A 16,493-nucleotide genomic window follows, 5' to 3' on the forward strand; every position below is an offset into this window, starting at 1 on the left:
GTTCTATGGATTGCTCCCGGTGCCCAATATGTCCAGCGCCATGCGTTGCTGGATGGTCGTACGCGTGTAATCGCGGACGAATGCTGACCGGTCGGTTGTTCCCAGATGCAGTCGCGTCAGTGCGGCAACGGCCGAATCCAGGTCGGCGGGGGTAAACACCGAGGCATTGGCGATATGCGTGTCGGTGAAGTGTTTTGCATAGCCTTCCAGGCCCGCCAGGATCGGCTTGCCGGTAGCGGCATACTCAAACAACTTGGAGGGGATGACTTTGAGGAAGGCCTTGAACGTATTGAGGTGCAAAAACAGTACATCGGCTTGGCGGTAGTAATGGATCAACTCGGCGCGGGGTGTCGGGGCAATCAGCTCGACATTGGTTATCTGCCGGCGCTCCAGCACGTCACGCAACTTTTGTACGGTGTTGCCATGCCCAATGATGTAGAAGTACGCGCGTTCAGCCAGTCTTTCTGCCAGTTGCGGGATGATCTTTTCCAGGCCCTGGCCTGCACCGATGTTGCCGGCATACACGATTTTCAAGCGGCCTTTGTTTGGGTAAAGGCCGGCAGGAGGGAGAGGCTGAAGAAACAGTTCGTCAACACCATGGGTATAAGTGGAAAAATTTTTGTCGGGATAATGCTCTTTGAAGTAAGCGAGAAACCCCGGTGAGATCAGGTTAATCCGTGATGCCTGGTTGATGGTCAGCCGTTCGACCCGTGTAAACATACCGGCCAGTATCTTGCCGACGATTCCCGGGAACAGCTCGGGCAAGACATCGACGAAGATATCGCGAATATCAAGGTACAGCGGTGTTTTGCGCCAACGCGCGATAGCGCTGGCCAGGGCCGCCGTCATCAGTCGCGAGGAGGAACCAAGGATCATGTCGTACTCCCTGTTCTTCACCGCTTTGCGCACGCCATCGGCATAGACACAAAAGCCCCATGCCTGGCCCAGAAGGCCGTTTTTATGCTTGGGCAGGGCAATGCGCGTAATGGTCAGCCCCGGGCGTGGCGGGTTGTAGTCGCCGGGGGTGTAGTGTGAGGGATAGCGGCTGGGATGGGTGGTCACTACGTCAACCTGTACGTTGTGGGTTGATTGGGCGAGTAATGCCTCCACGAGTGCTTCGATGCGAAACGCTGCAAGGTCAGGCGGGTAATGAAAGCTCAACAGCAGAATACGGACAGTCATGGATAAACCTGCGCTTTTCCCGCGAGCAGGCGCTGGTAGAGGGTTACCAATTGGCTCTCTTGCTGTTCCCAGTTCAGATGTGGCCTGGCCCTGGATGCGTTGCGAGCGTACTTGCGGCGCAGGGTGGGGGAGTCGACCAGGCTTTGGAGGGCTGTGCGCAGTTGCAGGTCGTCGCCGGCGTTGGCCAGTAGTCCTAGGTCATGGGTTTTGACGACCCGGCGGATTTCCGGAAAATCCGTAGCCACCACGGGCAGCCCGGCAATCACGTATTCGAATAGCTTGTTGGAGTCTGTGCTGAAGTGGTTCAGGCAGGTATTTTCGATAGGCTGGACGCCAATATCGGCCGATGCGGTATAGCTGGGTAAATCGGCCAGGGAAACGGTGGGGATGAAATGCACGCGTTCGCTCAAGCCCAGTTCGCGACTTAGCGCCATGAGTGGCAAGGTCAACCGGCCTGCGCCTATCAATACAAAATAGGCCTCTTGCACGTTGGCGGCTACTCGCAACAGACGCTCCAGCCCGCGCCCCTGCTGCAACCCGCCTTGATAGACGATAATTGGCCAGGCCTGTTGCAAGCCCAACTCTTCACGAATACGTTGGGTTGGCGGGCACACAGTCAATCGCGGGCGATTTTGCAGGACCAACGGGCGAACAATTCCATAGGCACGGGCAAAAAACTTTGCTCGCGTCGTCGTGGTGGTCAGGGTGGCCTGGGCCCTGGGCATCAACGTTTGCTCAATTCGCGCCACACACCCACGAAAGCGCGAGTAGCCCTCGCGGCTGGTGCTGATTTCGTGAGCGTCATAAACCAACTGCGCGCCACTGAGGCGGGCGGCCAACCAAGCGGTTGGCAGTGTATTAACGTCATGGGCGTGGATGACCGCTGCACGATGCAGGGCCATGCGTACCAGCAGGCCGACATGAGTCCATAGCCGGGCGATGAGGCGCATTGGTGACAGTGTGTTCCCCGTTGCCGATGGGGCCACGGCGTGGCCAGGCCCGGCGGCCCGTACCCGCCAGAATGGGCGCCGGGCTACGCGGATCACTTGGATGCCTTCGTTGAGGGTTTCTTTTTGCCGGGTGACGCCCGGGGTGTGCAGCGCAAACACCGTGACCTGATAGCCGGCCGCCTGCAGTGTCTGGGCCTGTTTCAATACGCGGGCGTCGTGACGGAACTCGTTCCAGACGATCATGGCGATCTTTTTCATATCCGCGACTCCTGCTGTTGCGGGGCCGTTTCCTGGGCATAGGCGGCCATGATGGGGGGAAGTAACTTGGCTGCCGAAATGAAGTGTTGCTTTGCCACAAGCCTGTCCAGCGCTGATAACAGGACTGAAAGGGTGAATAGTTGAAATGAAAGATGACGTGTGTCGTCGCGATTCAGTTGCAGGTCATGAAAAATGCCGTGCAGTTGTTGTAGCTCTTTTTTCGACGTGGGCCATCCTGCTCCGACGGGTTCGAGACTCCACAGGCCCCAGTGGCTTACATAGAGCTTGCCCTGTGGGTCGCTTAATAAATGATCTTTGTGTATGTCGAAATTTGCTATTTGCAGTGGGACTTTTTTCAAGTGGGACACTATATCTGCGCGTGCTGCTATAAACGCTTGCAGGATGTCTGCATAGTGAGTGGTGTCGATCGCTAGTTCAAATGCTGAAAGATTGTGTGGGGTGAGGCGATCCCATAGTAAGGGCTGAGAGTTTAAAAACAGCTCAGTAAGATTTGCCGCTGGCAGGGTTCTCATCATGTCTTTAAATACACTATGCATGGGGTGCTTTATGTATAAAGGGTCGCACTTTTCGAGTGAGGTCCATTCAAAGACATGACAGTTGAAATTTTCTATAGCGCTGGCCCCCAGGAACGGAAGAGTGGGTAAGTTAGTATGCTGGGTGTTCGCCAGTAACATTGCTTCACTGATGGCCAGGTTTTTTCTTTTTGAGTTGAAGATTTTTATAAGAAACCGGTGTTTCTGCGCAGTGGCCGTATGGCGGGCGGTGACCTCGAAGGCCGCAATGTCGTGTATTCCGATTTGGTGCCATTTCGCGTCGATGACGTTGTAAGAGGCTCCTGTAATTTCAGAGATGGCGTTGCCGATAAGAGAGTGGCGTACATCAGGCTTGAGAAGTGTCCATAAAATATCAGGGCTGTTGTCAGAAGTTGCGAGAAATGGCATGTTAAAAAGTAAGTTCGAAATTTTAACATGTTGAGTCATCAAGCTATGGGTGTCCTGAATCAGGATGGCCGCGCGTTGCATTATCTGGCGCGCCAACATAAGCCCAATCAATGCTGCGATTATGTTGGAGGAAGTTGTATTCAGCAGGTCGTAAAATATAAAACCGAAGGCGGCAAGAAATCCCAGTGAAGCAACGGTGTTGGGTATTTCTAGAACCTCTGTGGTGGGGGCGGGTCGTACAAATATGTACACGCTGCCCGCTAATGCGCAGATACCCAGGAGTGCGAAAAATAGTCCTTTATACATGATGCCCAGCACCATCAGGGCAGCGGTGATGAATAGCGTGTTTGCCAGGCTTCTGGTCAATCTTGAGAATGTACGGGTTGTGAGATTTTCCTGGTCTTCGAACGGAATCATATTGGCGCAGTTGACGATAAGTTGCTGGGCGCCGCGCTCGGTAAAGCTCTTGATTTTATTTTCTGCAAGCAAATGGGTCAGGTATAAAAATATTGCCGCTATGCTCAAGTAGGTAAAGAGGGTTTTGCGCCCCAGGGATGCAAGTGCTGCGGGGAAGTAATCCGGGATGAAGGGGGACCCCATCAGGATAATGGCTTTTATCGGCAGGAAAAATGCACTGAGTAAACTGAGCTGCGATACCAGCATGAGTACGATCAGCAAAAATGTATGACCGGGAACGCTGCCCACGACTTTTACGCAGACGGAGCAATACCAATGCAGTGGAGTGGCTGGGTGCATACAAGCTCCGGGTTTACGGGGTCGGCGTATTTGAAGAGGCGCTTATCTGAAAGGTTGAACACCCAGGCAGGGGGATTCTGAACGCCACCACTGTCGTTGCCTGTGCTTGCATGAAGCCGAGGCCGGCCATGGCATTCAGATCAGCGGACTCGTGCCATCCAGAAATGACGGTAAAGCGGTTGCTGCTGAGAATATCCAGGCTGCATCGTGAATGGGGGTGGGACAACTGCACCCCTTGTTCAATGGGGGTCACGATGACCCCATCGCCACAATGAAAGAGGGTGAACGCCTCGGTAGTGCCGTCACCCGTCACCGTGTCCGTGATACGAAAATCCAGTACGTCGAGGGTGCCTTCAATAGACCTTGAAACCACATATCCGTGGTAGGCAGAGTGCGAGCTGTGCATGTGGAAAATTGAATTCTCCACCGCGCCGGTGAGCTGTGCAAGATTTGGTTCAATGCTGTAATGAGCGCCCCTGATTGCGACGTTGTTATGTGCCCACGCACTTCTGAGGAATGTTTCCAGCGGTTTTTTATATTCGTGCGAGTTGAAGCTTGGATCTATCAGCCATTCAATGCCATCCATGTATAGCGTGAACGAAAGATTGTCCTCATGTTTGTGCGTCTGGCACAGAGAAGTTGCAAATAAGCACAGCATATAAGCGTGCGTTTGGTGATTGCTCTTGATGACTGCATAGCCAGCCTTTGGCAGTATCTCGACGCTATTGTTGCTGTAAGGGGTGAGTGCTCCAGGTGCGCTCGTAGGGTTGGCCTTGCGGAACGTATCGCCTTGCGCGGGGGTTCTATTGTCGGGGTACTTTAATAGCTCTGAAAACTGCATAAGCTCATGGGCTATGTCCGGGATGCTGCTGTGTCCTCCATTCAACAAGGCCAGTTCGCCGGCAAAGGTAATCAGGCGTTGCACGCCCTGATGATAGCCAATCGAATTTTCGATAAAGATGGCGTAGCCATTGTCGCGGATGATCAAGTTGTCCAACTGATCTTCAAGGCGTACCTGCGCCCTGCAAGCCCAGTTTTGCGCACAAGGCAGCTCTGGCATGGCTAATGCTGCGGCCAAGAGTGCCGTATCCTGAAACCACGCATGGTTGTGATAACGCGTCAACTGGTGCGAAGCATAAAAGGCCTCGGAGGCCAGCAACTGCGCGTGCCTGAACATTGCACTGCGTAAGCGTGACATGAAGCGTCGGTCGAAATTGTACTGTGCACCCATGTCCCACATCAGGATAAACGCGAGCATTCGCTCGGCCGTGCCGTGGTCGTACCAGGCATATTTTTTATCGGCGTCATGGGTGAAATAGCTGTGTTCGAGCCAGTTGCCGATAAACTCCCGGGCAGAAAAAACAGCGGCGATATCCTCATGGTTGCGCGCATAGACCATCAGCATTGCGGCAGGATGCAATGCGTGCCAGGAAAATCGGTAGGTTCCAGTATCTTGCAGCCTATCCGGAAGTTTTTTTTCAGCAGGCCAGGCGAGACTCACGTCACCGGACAGAGGACAGTCGCCATGGGCAAGGTAGGCTTGGACTTGCTGCTCTGAATGGGTAAAGCATTGCTCAAAATAGGCATACAGCTTTTCGATAAAAACCGCCGGTAAGCGCGATATTTTGCTTTTCTGGTTCGGGTCAATTTGATCAGGCCCGCTCGACCATGGAGGTGGCGTTGTACGTTCTCGCCAACAGATAACTTCTTCAACTTTCAGTTCGGAGCCCTCTGGCAGTGGATGCCCCTTGAAGAATATTTTTACCTCGCAAACTGTCGAATCGACGACGTGTTGCCAGTCGTTTTGTATGCCAAAAGCGAGATCGCCATAGCCAAACGAAAAATCTACCCATTGGTTGATAGCCGTGTTAGCCAGCTTTATGTGTTTATATCCTTCACTGGAGTCGTAGCCGATAGCCATGTATTTCAATGACTGCCAACCAGATATTTTAAAGCGAATGCTAAGCCCGTTTGCCACGTAGGGATTGGGGAGTGAAAGCCTTATTTGATGCGTGTTTTTGTCTTCATGGAATAAAAACGCCAAGCCGCAAACCGTTTTCCGAGCTTTGGCATTACCCTTGAATGCTGTCGCTTCAAGCGGGTAATAGTCTTCCCCGGATATCTTGTTGGTGAAATGTAAGCTGCTTTCTATTTGCCTGTCTGGAGTGCGGCATTCCGGGGGCGAGGTTTGGCTAGACGCTTTTTTTATCATGAGGTTATGTACGCTCAGTCGCTGTTTAACTAAACATCAATCAGTTTTAATTCCTGCGCCAAGATTCTGTTCATCGACGTTTGGCGTTCTATTCTTGCGCGCGCAGCCATGGATAACTCATGGAATAGTTGGGGTGTTTCTACAAGCCTGGCGATGCCCGCTGCGAGTGCTTCGGCGTCGTTGGCAGGTGCCAGGATTGCGCAACGCTCGTCGACAAATTCCGGGATGGCGGTCACGCCATTGGTGATGGGGACCAACCCTGAAGCCATTGCCTCATCGCGGGAAACACCGTGGGTATCTGCCCGACTAGGGCACAGGAAAATCCCATATTGCTTGTGTAAGGCGGCTATTTCCTGCTGCCTGAGGAAGCGGTTTTCTATCTTTACATTTGGGTATTTGCGCAGGGGGGCCAGGGTTTCCTCAAACAGGGTGCCGTCTCCCACTAGATGGAATTCCAGCTCGGCAAAGTACGGTTTGAGGGCGAGCAGTTCGATAGCCCGCACGCTCAAATCATTGGCATATTTTGCAGAGGCATAGGGGCGAATCGACAAGATTTTCCTACGCTGCTCGACGGGTTTTTCTTCATAGGAAAACAGCACTGTATCGATCGGGTTATGAATGATCTCGTACTGGGCGTCTGGCAGGCGGAAACCGAGGTCCTCCATGACTTCTTCGGCAAAATGACGGGATACGAATACCAGCTTGAGATTAGCGGGCATGGGCGCAAGCAGGTTGTGCCAGAAGTGCAGGCGCTTTTCGCTGTCAAGTTTGGCCAGTTGCCGGTGCTCTTCGCTATTGCTGTTGTATACACGACGCCACCATGGCTGGATCTCGGCGCCATGGACCCAGACGATGATGCGGATGCTCTGCGCGTACCGGCGTAGGACTTCCCACATCGACGGATCCAGGAAGTGCACCAGGACGACGTTGTACGATCCCGACTCAAGCATTTTCACCAGGCTGTCCTGGGAGCCGGTCATCACATCGACGTTTTCGAACTCCTGATAACCCGCTGATTGATTGGCGCGTAGACGGAAGACATCGACTGCAATACCGCGCTTCTGGTAGGCGATAACACGTGTGTGAACGAAACCGTTGCGATACAGGTCGTCATAGGCGGGGTAATGGTTGGTCAGCAGCAAGTGCCGGGCCTTGGCGAGCAAGGTCGAGGGTTGCAGGTTTCGATGCCCGAGCAACAGTGCCGTGATGGCTGCAGTTCCACTGCCGTAGACCCGCAGTCCCAAGCGCAGGTGCGCCGTTTCCGGCGGTATGTCACAGGTCTGATTGCGATTGGCCGGTGCCATGGAGTGTCCGATACGTTGCTCATGCGTATCCAGGAACAGGACGACCAATTGGATGTTCAGGCCGGGTGTGGCGTCCAGGCACAGTTTCAGTGGCGCGCCGCCCAGTTGCGCAACGCTCAGTACCTGCTTGGCATACCAGTACTCGTGTTTGCCATCTGCGAGGGATGAACTGATATGCCAGGTCTCCCCATCGATGCGATCCTGCAACACCCTGCTGCTGATCGGGCCAAACTGCCGGGCCAATGTCTGGCCGCTGAATTGCGCGTTGTGGGTGCTTGTTTTCAGCGCCGGGATGGCTTCTGCCCGTTGCAGTAATTGATCGAGGTGGATACCGGTATTGATCTCAAGATCGTCGACGGTCTCGCTGACCTGCTGCTCGTTGTTATTCGCGGCATTCTTGCAGTAATTGAAGGCGTCGATCGCCAGGCCCTGTGGATCCCGGTATTCAAGGGTTTGCGAGCCGTTGAGCCAATCGCCTGCGGTTTGCCTGGGCAGGGATGAGGTTTTGATCAGCGAACAACGCGCCGCGATTGCGCTTGCATGTCGGTATTCCTGATCGGCGTTGTGCAACTGGATAGCGCCGCTGTTCGCCGCGTAATGAGTCACCTTGCCGATCACCGTGGCCTGGCTGTAGCTCGCTGCCAGGGCCAGGTCCAGCAGGTAGTTGGCCCCGTAGTAGTCCTCGGCCAGCATGGTGCCGAACCAGGAGGCGTCGTTGGCCAGTTCTTCCAGCGTGAGGGTATTGAGTTGCTGATAGCTGAGTAGGCGTAAACGTGGATCCAACGGGCAGGCTTCAAAATTCACTGCAACATACATGACGACATTGGCGTAGCGCTGGCGCTGCAAGTGTCGGCCCAGGGCTTGGAACTCGGTATCGTCAGCGGCACAGGCGAGGAGGCAAATCGAGGGCAGGCTATCGTGTTTGGCACTGCCGTTTACCTTGGTCATGACATAACTCAAGCGGTGCGCGTAGGTGTGTTCCTGCATGACCTTGCGCAGCCCGGCCAAGCGCAGTTTGGCGCTGTTCTGGGGGGTGTCCGTGAGCATTGTGAGACGTTGCAGGACTTGTGCACTGTTGTCGCTGGTGATCACCAGATCGCCAAACAACAAACGCAGGCCACGGGAAAAATTGCTGACCGTCAGGGTGTTGGAACCGAGCAGCTCGAAAATGCGTCGGGCAAACATGGATTGCGATTGCTTGATCGAGTTGAGGTTGACCCCATAGCGATAGCCTTTGTAGGCCAAGTCCATGTGTGCGCTGCTCAACGTACCGACAATGTACGGTCGATACGCGAGGGGGAACTGATAGTTGGGGTCTTGTTTTTCCAGGTTGCGATCGAAGATGTCCAGCGGGCGAAACTGCGGTAGATCCCGCAGGAAATGGTCCAGATCACGGGTTCGTTCGGGATAGCGCACGTAGTACGCACCAGCAAAGCAGAGCGCATCTTTGCGCTGATACAGTTCAATCGGATTGTGCAGCACCGGTTGGCAGGCAAAAGGCAGCAAGTAGACGCGCTCATGGCCCAGTGCGCCTTTGTAACGATGAATGCAGTCGATATCGGTGGTAAAGACAGTATCGAATTGCTTGGCGGTGGAAAGGAACGTCTCAAAGTGCACCGGATCTTCTTTGTTCCAGAACACCGTGGGCACGCCGTGCGCTTTGCACCACTTCAAGACACCTCGCAGTTCCTCGCTGTTGTGCCCCACCTTGTTTTTCCATAAGGCGTCCTTGCCGCACCAGGCCGACTCGATAAACAGCAGCTCGGGTTGGAATGCCTGCAACTCGGCCAGGCTGTTGGCGGGTGTCAGTTGTAATAGCTGGCATTCGTGGCGGTACGCCTCGTAGGAAAATTCGTCCATTACACAGGCGACTTTCAGGCCCTTGCTGCTGTGGTTGGCACCAGGCAGCAGGTGATTGCGAATGTGCCTGGCATTCTCCAGGGGCTGGGGCGTGGGTGTCGCCATGATGGCGCGCACGGCCGGCAGTGGCACTCGCTCGATGCGCGCATTGGTTTGAGTGAGCGCACGGTTCTTGCGGGCCTGGCGGTACAACTTGAACAGCGTCGCCGGTAGGCGCACCCACCCGCCCAGGGTGCGAATGCCCACCTTCAGCTCATAGCCCAGCCGATAGGTCATGCTTGCGCGCGTCTTGATCAGCCGTTGCTCCGCCAGGTGGCGCCTGGCGTTGGCGGTGTGCAGTTGCTCATGGCTGGCTGAGACTTGTTCAAGGGCCTGGGCGAGGGCGGTCTGGAGCTGATGGATCTGTTCGGTGGCCGTGTGATGTTCCTGCTGGGTCTGGGACAGTTGTTGGCGCAAGGAGCGTTCGACTGCATTCATTGTCACCCCCTCAGGTCGCCAGCACGCCGGCAGCGTCAATCACTAGAAGGTCTGCGCCCCTGCTGGACATCAAGGCGAACTCGCGGTGCCTGACCAGTAATACATGAATCTGTGCGCGTTCCAGGGCATCGGCGGTATCGGTCAGTGAATGCATAGACATATCAGCCGGCAGTGCCTCAATGTTCGGCTCCACCAGCAACAGTTTTACCCCAAGCACCTCCCCCAACTGCTGGGCGATAAACAGGGCAGGGCTCTCGCGCAGATCATCAATGTCGGCTTTGAATGCCAGGCCATAGCAGGCAATGCGTACGTTGCCGGCCCGCAAGTCCGCGCGCTTGAGCAACAGGTTTGCCAGTGCCAGCTTGACCTGTTGGATGACCCACTGCGGTTTTCTGTCATTGACTTCGCGGGCCGTGCGGATCAATTGCGCCAGCTCAGGGGTCTTGCTGACGATGAACCACGGATCAACGGCGATACAGTGGCCACCGACCCCTGGCCCTGGCTGGAGTATGTTCACCCGCGGGTGATGGTTGGCCAGGCGAATCAGTTCCCAGGGGTTGATTTTCAATTGTGCGCAGATCATTGAAAGCTCATTGGCGAAGGCGATGTTGACGTCGCGAAAGCTGTTTTCAGTGAGCTTGCACATCTCCGCTGTACGCGCATCAGTCACGATGCACTGGCCTTTGACGAACGTCTGGTAGAGCTGTGCGGCGGCAGCGGAACAGGCTGGCGTGATACCACCGATGATCCGGTCATTGCTCACCAGTTCGCGCAGCACATGGCCCGGCAACACCCGCTCCGGGCAGTGGGCAACACGGATATCACTGGCTTCGCCGTGGGTGGTGGGGAAGGTCAGGTCGGGGCGGGCCCGGGCGAGCCACTGGGTCATGCGCTCGGTGGTACCCACCGGAGAAGTGGATTCGAGGATGACCAGGTCACGCCTTTTCAGGACCGGGGCTAGGGCTTCGACAGCCGCCCTGATGTAGCTCAAGTCAGGCTCATGGTTGTCCTTGAACGGTGTGGGGACGGCGATCAGGAATGCTTGCGCAGGCTCCACCGTGGTGGTTGCCCGCAGATAGCCTTGGGTGATCACCGCATGTACCAGCAGTTCCAGCTCGGGCTCGACAATATGCACGGCCCCGCGATTGATGATGTCCACGGTGCTCTGGTTGATATCCACCCCGATTACCTGCTTTTTGCGCGAGGCAAAAATGGCGGCTGTCGGTAAGCCGATATAACCGAGGCCCATCACACAAATCCTTGCAACACTCATGCAACTGCCTCGTTCTTTTGAGCAAGGCTCAACAGCGCAGCGCGAATACGGATGCATGCATCGCCGTCGCCATAAGGGTTATGGGCGATGCTCATTTGCCGATAATCGGCTTCGTTTTCGAGCAGCCTGCTCAGGTGATGGGTAATACAGCCGACATCGGTGCCGACCAGCTTGACCGTCCCCGCTTCGACCGCTTCGGGGCGCTCGGTGGTATCGCGCATCACCAGCACCGGCTTGCCCAGCGCAGGTGCTTCTTCCTGGATACCGCCTGAGTCAGTGAGGATCAGGTACGCACGGGTCATCAGATATACGAAGGGCAGATAGTCCTGGGGAGCGATCAGATGCACATTGTCGATCCCCGTCAGTAGGCGCTTTACTGGCGTCTGCACATTGGGGTTCAGGTGTACCGGATAAACAAAGGCTACCTCTGGAAAGCAGCGGGCACTGTTGGCCAGGGCTTGGCAAATGCGCTCAAAGCCGTCGCCAAAGTTTTCCCGGCGGTGGCCGGTCACCAGGACCATGCGTTGCCCCTCGGGCAGGAAGGCGAATTGGCAATCCAGCGCGATACGCAGCGGTGATAAGGGGGGGCCTAGTTTCTCTACCGTACTGAGGAGCGCATCGATCACCGTGTTCCCTGTGACATGGATGCGTTCAGGTGCGACGCCTTCATTGAGCAGGTTCTGCCGGGATGTGTGCGTCGGCGCAAAATGAATCGTCGCCAGGCTGCCGGTCAGGCGCCGATTGCCTTCCTCGGGCCACGGCGAGTAAAGGTCGTTGGTGCGCAGCCCGGCCTCGATATGGGCAATCGGGATTTTGCGGTGATAGGCCGCGAGGCTGGCGGCGAAGGTGGTGGCTGTATCGCCGTGTACCAGGATGATGTCTGGCGTGAAGTCGTCCAGTACCGCCTGCAGCCCTTGAATGATGGCCGTCGTTACATCCGCCAGGTTCTGGCCGGCCTTCATGAGGTTCAGGTCGTAGTCAGGTACCAGTTCAAACAGGTCAAGTACCTGGTCCAGCATCTCCCGGTGCTGTGCGGTGACACAGACTCTTGAGTTGAAGTGCGCGTCATTTGCCAGTTGGATGACCAGCGGGGCCATCTTGATGGCTTCCGGGCGAGTGCCAAAAACGGACAGGGTCTTGAGGGGCATGGGCGTGGACTCTTGTTCAAGGCCTGATGGAAAGACGCAGACGGGTCGTCCCTGGAAGGCGGGTGCGCGGGTTCCTTCAACGCAGATCAAGGCAAGTGAAGGCCTGGTGACTGGGTTGTGTTTATTGGTGTGGTATGAAGGGGCTGTGGGCATTGTGCCCAAAGGTGCTGGGGGTGCCTACTGACCGAACGGTTAGTCGAGTGGGGGCTCGAAAACACACAGCCGCCCGAAGGCGGCTGTGTGTTCACTGCGTGGGGGCTGGTTCAGCCCGCGAGCATCGGGTAGGTAAACAGTCCGAAATGCAGCAGATTCAAGCCAAAGTGCGTAGCAATCGCCGCGCCCAGGCCACCGAAGCGGTACGCCAGGCCATAACCCGCGCCGGCGATACTGGCCAGCAGCACCCACTGCCAGCCTGCGCCCACGTGTACCAGGCCAAACAGCAACGAAGCCAGCAACAAGGCGAGGTTTTCGCCATAGGGCAGTTGCTGGAAGCGTCGGCTCAAGCCGCCCTGGATGTAGCCGCGAAACAGCGCCTCCTCGACCAGGGTCACCAGCAACAGGTTGTTCAGCACCCATAGCCATGCCTGGTCCGGCCACTTTGGCGCCCAACTGATGATGCCCAGAAGCACCGCACCGCCGAGGGCGGCAATAGTTGTCAGGGTCAAGGCCAGGGCCGTGGCATAGATCGACAGGCGCAACGGGCGGCGGGCGACGATCCATGGACAGGCGAGCAGCAGCCACAAGCCAATCAGCGGTTTGTCCTGGTTCAAGTACATCGAGAAGGGCACCGCATCGGCGGTGAAGCGCTGCGGGTCGATCCCACGACCGTTGTAGAAACCGGGCAGCCAATGCATCGCCAGGCCCAGGGCCAGTACGATGAACAGGCCATGGCCGAGGTAGCGCGCCCATGGGTTGCGTTGTTGGCGCACGGCATACCCGGCCACCAGTAACAGGCCGATAGATACCAGGGCCAGTAAACCCAGTTGCCCGTAGGTCAGGGCCAGTCCATAGCCAATGGAAAGAAGTACCAGGTACAGCCAGGGTAAAGCGGGCATTGAGAATCCTTACACAGGTCGATGTAGGAGCGAGCTTGCTCGCGAAAAACCTCAAGGCACCTCGCGCGTCCAGGCTGCCCGCGTTTTCGTTGGCGACCTTCGCGAGCAAGCTCGCTCCTACAGGGAAATAGGTGCGCATTATAGCGGCGGTGACTGAACGCTAAAATGAAAACACCGCCCGAAGGCGGTGTTTTGTCTGGCTTGACGCGTTACGAAGCAATCAACTGGCGCAGCACGTAATGCAGAATCCCACCCGCCTTGAAGTATTCCACTTCATTGAGGGTGTCGATCCGGCACAGCACCTCGACCTTCTCGCTGCGGCCATCTTCGCGAGTGATCACCAGCGTCAGGTTCATGCGTGGCTCGATCTCGGTATCGGTCAGGCCCAGGATGTCGATCTTCTCCTTGCCGGTCAGCTTCAGCGCCTTGCGGTTCTGGTCCAGCTTGAACTGCAGCGGCAGCACGCCCATGCCCACTAGGTTGGAGCGGTGGATCCGCTCGAAGCTCTCGGCAATCACCGCCTTGACCCCCAGCAGGTTGGTGCCCTTGGCAGCCCAGTCACGGCTGGAGCCGGTGCCGTATTCCTGGCCGGCGATCACCACCAGCGGCGTGCCGGACGCCTGGTATTGCATGGCGGCGTCGTAGATCGGCATTTTCTCGCCTGTCGGGATGTAGAGGGTGTTGCCACCTTCTTCGCCGCCGAGCATTTCGTTGCGGATACGGATGTTGGCAAAGGTGCCGCGCATCATCACTTCATGGTTGCCGCGCCGTGAACCGTAGGAGTTGAAGTCCCGGGGTTCCACGCCCTGTTCGCGCAGGTAGTGGCCGGCCGGGCTGTCGGCCTTGATATTGCCGGCCGGGGAGATGTGGTCAGTGGTCACCGAGTCGCCGAGCAGGGCCAGGATATTGGCGCCTTGCACATCCTTGATCACCGGCAAGGGGCCGGCGATGTCATCGAAGAAGGGCGGGTGCTGGATATAGGTGGAGTCCTTTTGCCACACATAAGTCGCAGCCTGTGGCACTTCAATGGCTTGCCACTGCTCGTCGCCGGCAAACACCTCGGCGTATTCCTTGTGGAACATACCGGTGCTGACTTGCGCCACGGCGTTGGCGATCTCCTGGCTGCTGGGCCAGATATCGCGCAGGTACACAGGCTGGCCATCCTTGCCGGTGCCCAGGGGCTCGCTGCTGATGTCGATCCGCACGGTTCCGGCCAGCGCATAGGCCACCACCAGCGGCGGCGAGGCCAGCCAGTTGGTTTTCACCAGCGGATGCACGCGGCCTTCGAAGTTACGGTTGCCGGACAGCACTGACGCCACGGTCAGGTCGGCTTTCTGGATGGCTTTTTCGATCGGTTCCGGCAGTGGCCCGGAGTTGCCGATGCAGGTGGTGCAGCCGTAGCCGACCAGATCGAAGCCCAGTTGATCGAGGTACGGCGTCAGGCCGGCGGCGTTGTAGTAGTCGGTGACCACCTTGGAGCCCGGTGCCAGGGAGCTTTTTACCCAAGGCTTGCGGGTCAGGCCCTTTTCCACGGCTTTTTTCGCGACCAGGCCGGCGGCCATCATCACACTCGGGTTGGAGGTGTTGGTGCAGGAGGTAATCGCGGCGATCACCACCGCGCCGTTTTTCAGGCGATAGGTCTGGCCTTCGAAGTCGTAGTCGGCTTCGCCTACCAGGTCGGCATTGCCCACCGCGACACCGCCGCCGCCTTCGCTTTCCAGGCGACCGACGTCTTTATTGGCCGGCTTGAACTGCAAGTCGAGAAAGTCAGTGAATGCCTGGCTCACGTTGGGCAGCGAGACCCGGTCCTGCGGGCGTTTCGGCCCGGCCAGGCTGGCTTCGACGCTGCCCATGTCCAGGGCCAGGCTGTCGGTGAACACCGGTTCTTCACCGGCCTTGCGCCACAGGCCCTGGGCCTTGGTATAGGCCTCGACCAGCTTGACCGTGGCGTCAGGCCGGCCGGACAGGCGCAAGTAGTCCAGGGTCACTTCATCTACCGGGAAAAAGCCACAAGTGGCGCCATATTCCGGTGCCATGTTGGCAATCGTGGCGCGGTCGGCCAGGGGCAGGTCGGCGAGGCCGTCGCCATAGAACTCGACGAATTTGCCCACCACGCCTTTTTTACGCAGCATCTGCGTGACGGTCAGCACCAGGTCGGTGGCGGTGATGCCTTCTTTCAATTTGCCGGTGAGCTTGAAGCCGATCACTTCCGGGATCAGCATCGACACCGGCTGGCCGAGCATCGCCGCCTCCGCCTCGATACCGCCCACGCCCCAGCCCAAAACGCCGAGGCCGTTGATCATGGTGGTGTGGGAGTCGGTGCCCACCAGGGTGTCGGGGAAGGCATAGGTACGGCCGTCTTCGTCCTTGGTCCACACCGTGCGGCCCAGGTATTCCAGGTTGACCTGGTGACAGATGCCCGTACCCGGCGGGACCACGCTGAAATTATCAAAGGCGCTCTGGCCCCAGCGCAGGAACGCATAGCGTTCACCGTTGCGCTGCATTTCGATATCGACGTTTTGCTCGAAGGCGTCGGCATTGCCGAACTTGTCGACCATCACCGAGTGGTCAATCACCAGGTCCACCGGCGACAGCGGGTTGATGCGCTGCGGGTCGCCACCGGCCTTGGCCACGGCGGCGCGCATGGCGGCCAGGTCGACCACGGCGGGCACGCCGGTAAAGTCCTGCATCAGCACCCGGGCCGGGCGGTACTGGATCTCGCGGTCGGAGCGGCGCTCCTTGAGCCAGGCGGCAAGCGCCTTGAGATCGGCGCCGGTCACGGTTTTTTCATCCTCCCAGCGCAGCAGGTTTTCCAGCAGCACCTTGAGGGACATCGGCAGTTTATCCAGGTCACCCAGGCTCTTGGCGGCTTCGGGCAGGCTGAAGTAGTGGTAGGTCTGGCTGTCGATTTGCAGGGTCTTAAGGGTTCTCAGGCTATCAACGGATGACATTACATGACTCCTTATGGTCCGCACGGCTACGGACCTGACGGGACGAACAGAGCTTCTAACCTAGCCTTGTTTTCAGTAGCTGGCTAATAACTGGACTCTATGGAC

At 57.1% G+C, this 16,493-nt stretch carries 9 protein-coding genes; all 9 read right to left on the minus strand.

Annotation, left to right across the window (positions count from 1 at the left end; genetic code table 11):
* Window positions 1-3: 3 nt before the first annotated feature.
* The 9 genes from FJD34_RS07840 to acnA all read right to left on the minus strand — a co-directional run bounded on the left by FJD34_RS07840 (window position 4) and on the right by acnA (window position 16,388).
* The gene (locus FJD34_RS07840) at window positions 4-1,182 is read right to left on the minus strand and encodes a glycosyltransferase family 4 protein (protein ID WP_090291668.1); all 1,179 of its coding nucleotides are present in this window, start codon (window positions 1,180-1,182) and stop codon (window positions 4-6) included.
* On the minus strand, window positions 1,179-2,390 hold the full coding sequence (locus FJD34_RS07845; RefSeq protein ID WP_032863332.1) for a glycosyltransferase: 1,212 nt from the start codon (window positions 2,388-2,390) through the stop codon (window positions 1,179-1,181). The genes FJD34_RS07840 and FJD34_RS07845 overlap by 4 nt, the downstream gene beginning before the upstream one ends.
* Window positions 2,387-4,108: a hypothetical protein gene (locus FJD34_RS07850; RefSeq protein WP_032863331.1), complete on the minus strand. Its 1,722-nt coding sequence runs from the start codon at window positions 4,106-4,108 to the stop codon at window positions 2,387-2,389. The genes FJD34_RS07845 and FJD34_RS07850 overlap by 4 nt, the downstream gene beginning before the upstream one ends.
* A 13-nt stretch (window positions 4,109-4,121) precedes the next feature.
* Window positions 4,122-6,320 carry a heparinase II/III domain-containing protein gene (locus FJD34_RS07855; RefSeq protein ID WP_223232710.1) on the minus strand — a complete coding sequence of 733 codons (2,199 nt, stop codon included), beginning with the start codon at window positions 6,318-6,320 and terminating at the stop codon, window positions 4,122-4,124.
* Between the two features lie 29 nt (window positions 6,321-6,349).
* On the minus strand, window positions 6,350-9,961 hold the full coding sequence (locus FJD34_RS07860) for a glycosyltransferase family protein (RefSeq protein ID WP_090291665.1): 3,612 nt from the start codon (window positions 9,959-9,961) through the stop codon (window positions 6,350-6,352).
* A 10-nt stretch (window positions 9,962-9,971) separates the two neighbouring features.
* The gene (gene wecC / locus FJD34_RS07865) at window positions 9,972-11,234 is read right to left on the minus strand and encodes a UDP-N-acetyl-D-mannosamine dehydrogenase (RefSeq protein ID WP_032863330.1); all 1,263 of its coding nucleotides are present in this window, start codon (window positions 11,232-11,234) and stop codon (window positions 9,972-9,974) included.
* Window positions 11,231-12,382 (minus strand): non-hydrolyzing UDP-N-acetylglucosamine 2-epimerase, encoded by a 1,152-nt coding sequence (wecB, locus tag FJD34_RS07870; protein WP_032863329.1) that lies wholly within the window; start codon window positions 12,380-12,382, stop codon window positions 11,231-11,233. The genes wecC and wecB overlap by 4 nt, the downstream gene beginning before the upstream one ends.
* Before the next feature lie 263 nt (window positions 12,383-12,645).
* On the minus strand, window positions 12,646-13,437 hold the full coding sequence (locus tag FJD34_RS07875; protein WP_032863328.1) for a CPBP family intramembrane glutamic endopeptidase: 792 nt from the start codon (window positions 13,435-13,437) through the stop codon (window positions 12,646-12,648).
* Between the two features lie 209 nt (window positions 13,438-13,646).
* Window positions 13,647-16,388, minus strand: a complete 2,742-nt coding sequence (gene acnA / locus FJD34_RS07880; RefSeq protein ID WP_090291663.1) for an aconitate hydratase AcnA — start codon at window positions 16,386-16,388, stop codon at window positions 13,647-13,649.
* Window positions 16,389-16,493 lie beyond the last annotated feature (105 nt).

Origin of the sequence: Pseudomonas brenneri (assembly GCF_007858285.1) — a bacterium.
GTDB lineage: Bacteria > Pseudomonadota > Gammaproteobacteria > Pseudomonadales > Pseudomonadaceae > Aquipseudomonas > Aquipseudomonas brenneri.

Excerpts from the sequence above, each read along its gene's own strand:
- FJD34_RS07875 (WP_032863328.1), bottom strand. The coding sequence starts at position 13,437 with ATGCCCGCTTTACCCTGGCTGTACCTGGTACTTCTTTCCATTGGCTAT.
- wecC (WP_032863330.1), bottom strand. The coding sequence starts at position 11,234 with ATGAGTGTTGCAAGGATTTGTGTGATGGGCCTCGGTTATATCGGCTTA.
- wecB (WP_032863329.1), bottom strand. The coding sequence starts at position 12,382 with ATGCCCCTCAAGACCCTGTCCGTTTTTGGCACTCGCCCGGAAGCCATC.
- FJD34_RS07860 (WP_090291665.1), bottom strand. The coding sequence starts at position 9,961 with ATGAATGCAGTCGAACGCTCCTTGCGCCAACAACTGTCCCAGACCCAG.
- FJD34_RS07845 (WP_032863332.1), bottom strand. The coding sequence starts at position 2,390 with ATGAAAAAGATCGCCATGATCGTCTGGAACGAGTTCCGTCACGACGCC.
- FJD34_RS07855 (WP_223232710.1), bottom strand. The coding sequence starts at position 6,320 with ATGATAAAAAAAGCGTCTAGCCAAACCTCGCCCCCGGAATGCCGCACT.
- FJD34_RS07850 (WP_032863331.1), bottom strand. The coding sequence starts at position 4,108 with ATGCACCCAGCCACTCCACTGCATTGGTATTGCTCCGTCTGCGTAAAA.
- acnA (WP_090291663.1), bottom strand. The coding sequence starts at position 16,388 with ATGTCATCCGTTGATAGCCTGAGAACCCTTAAGACCCTGCAAATCGAC.
- FJD34_RS07840 (WP_090291668.1), bottom strand. The coding sequence starts at position 1,182 with ATGACTGTCCGTATTCTGCTGTTGAGCTTTCATTACCCGCCTGACCTT.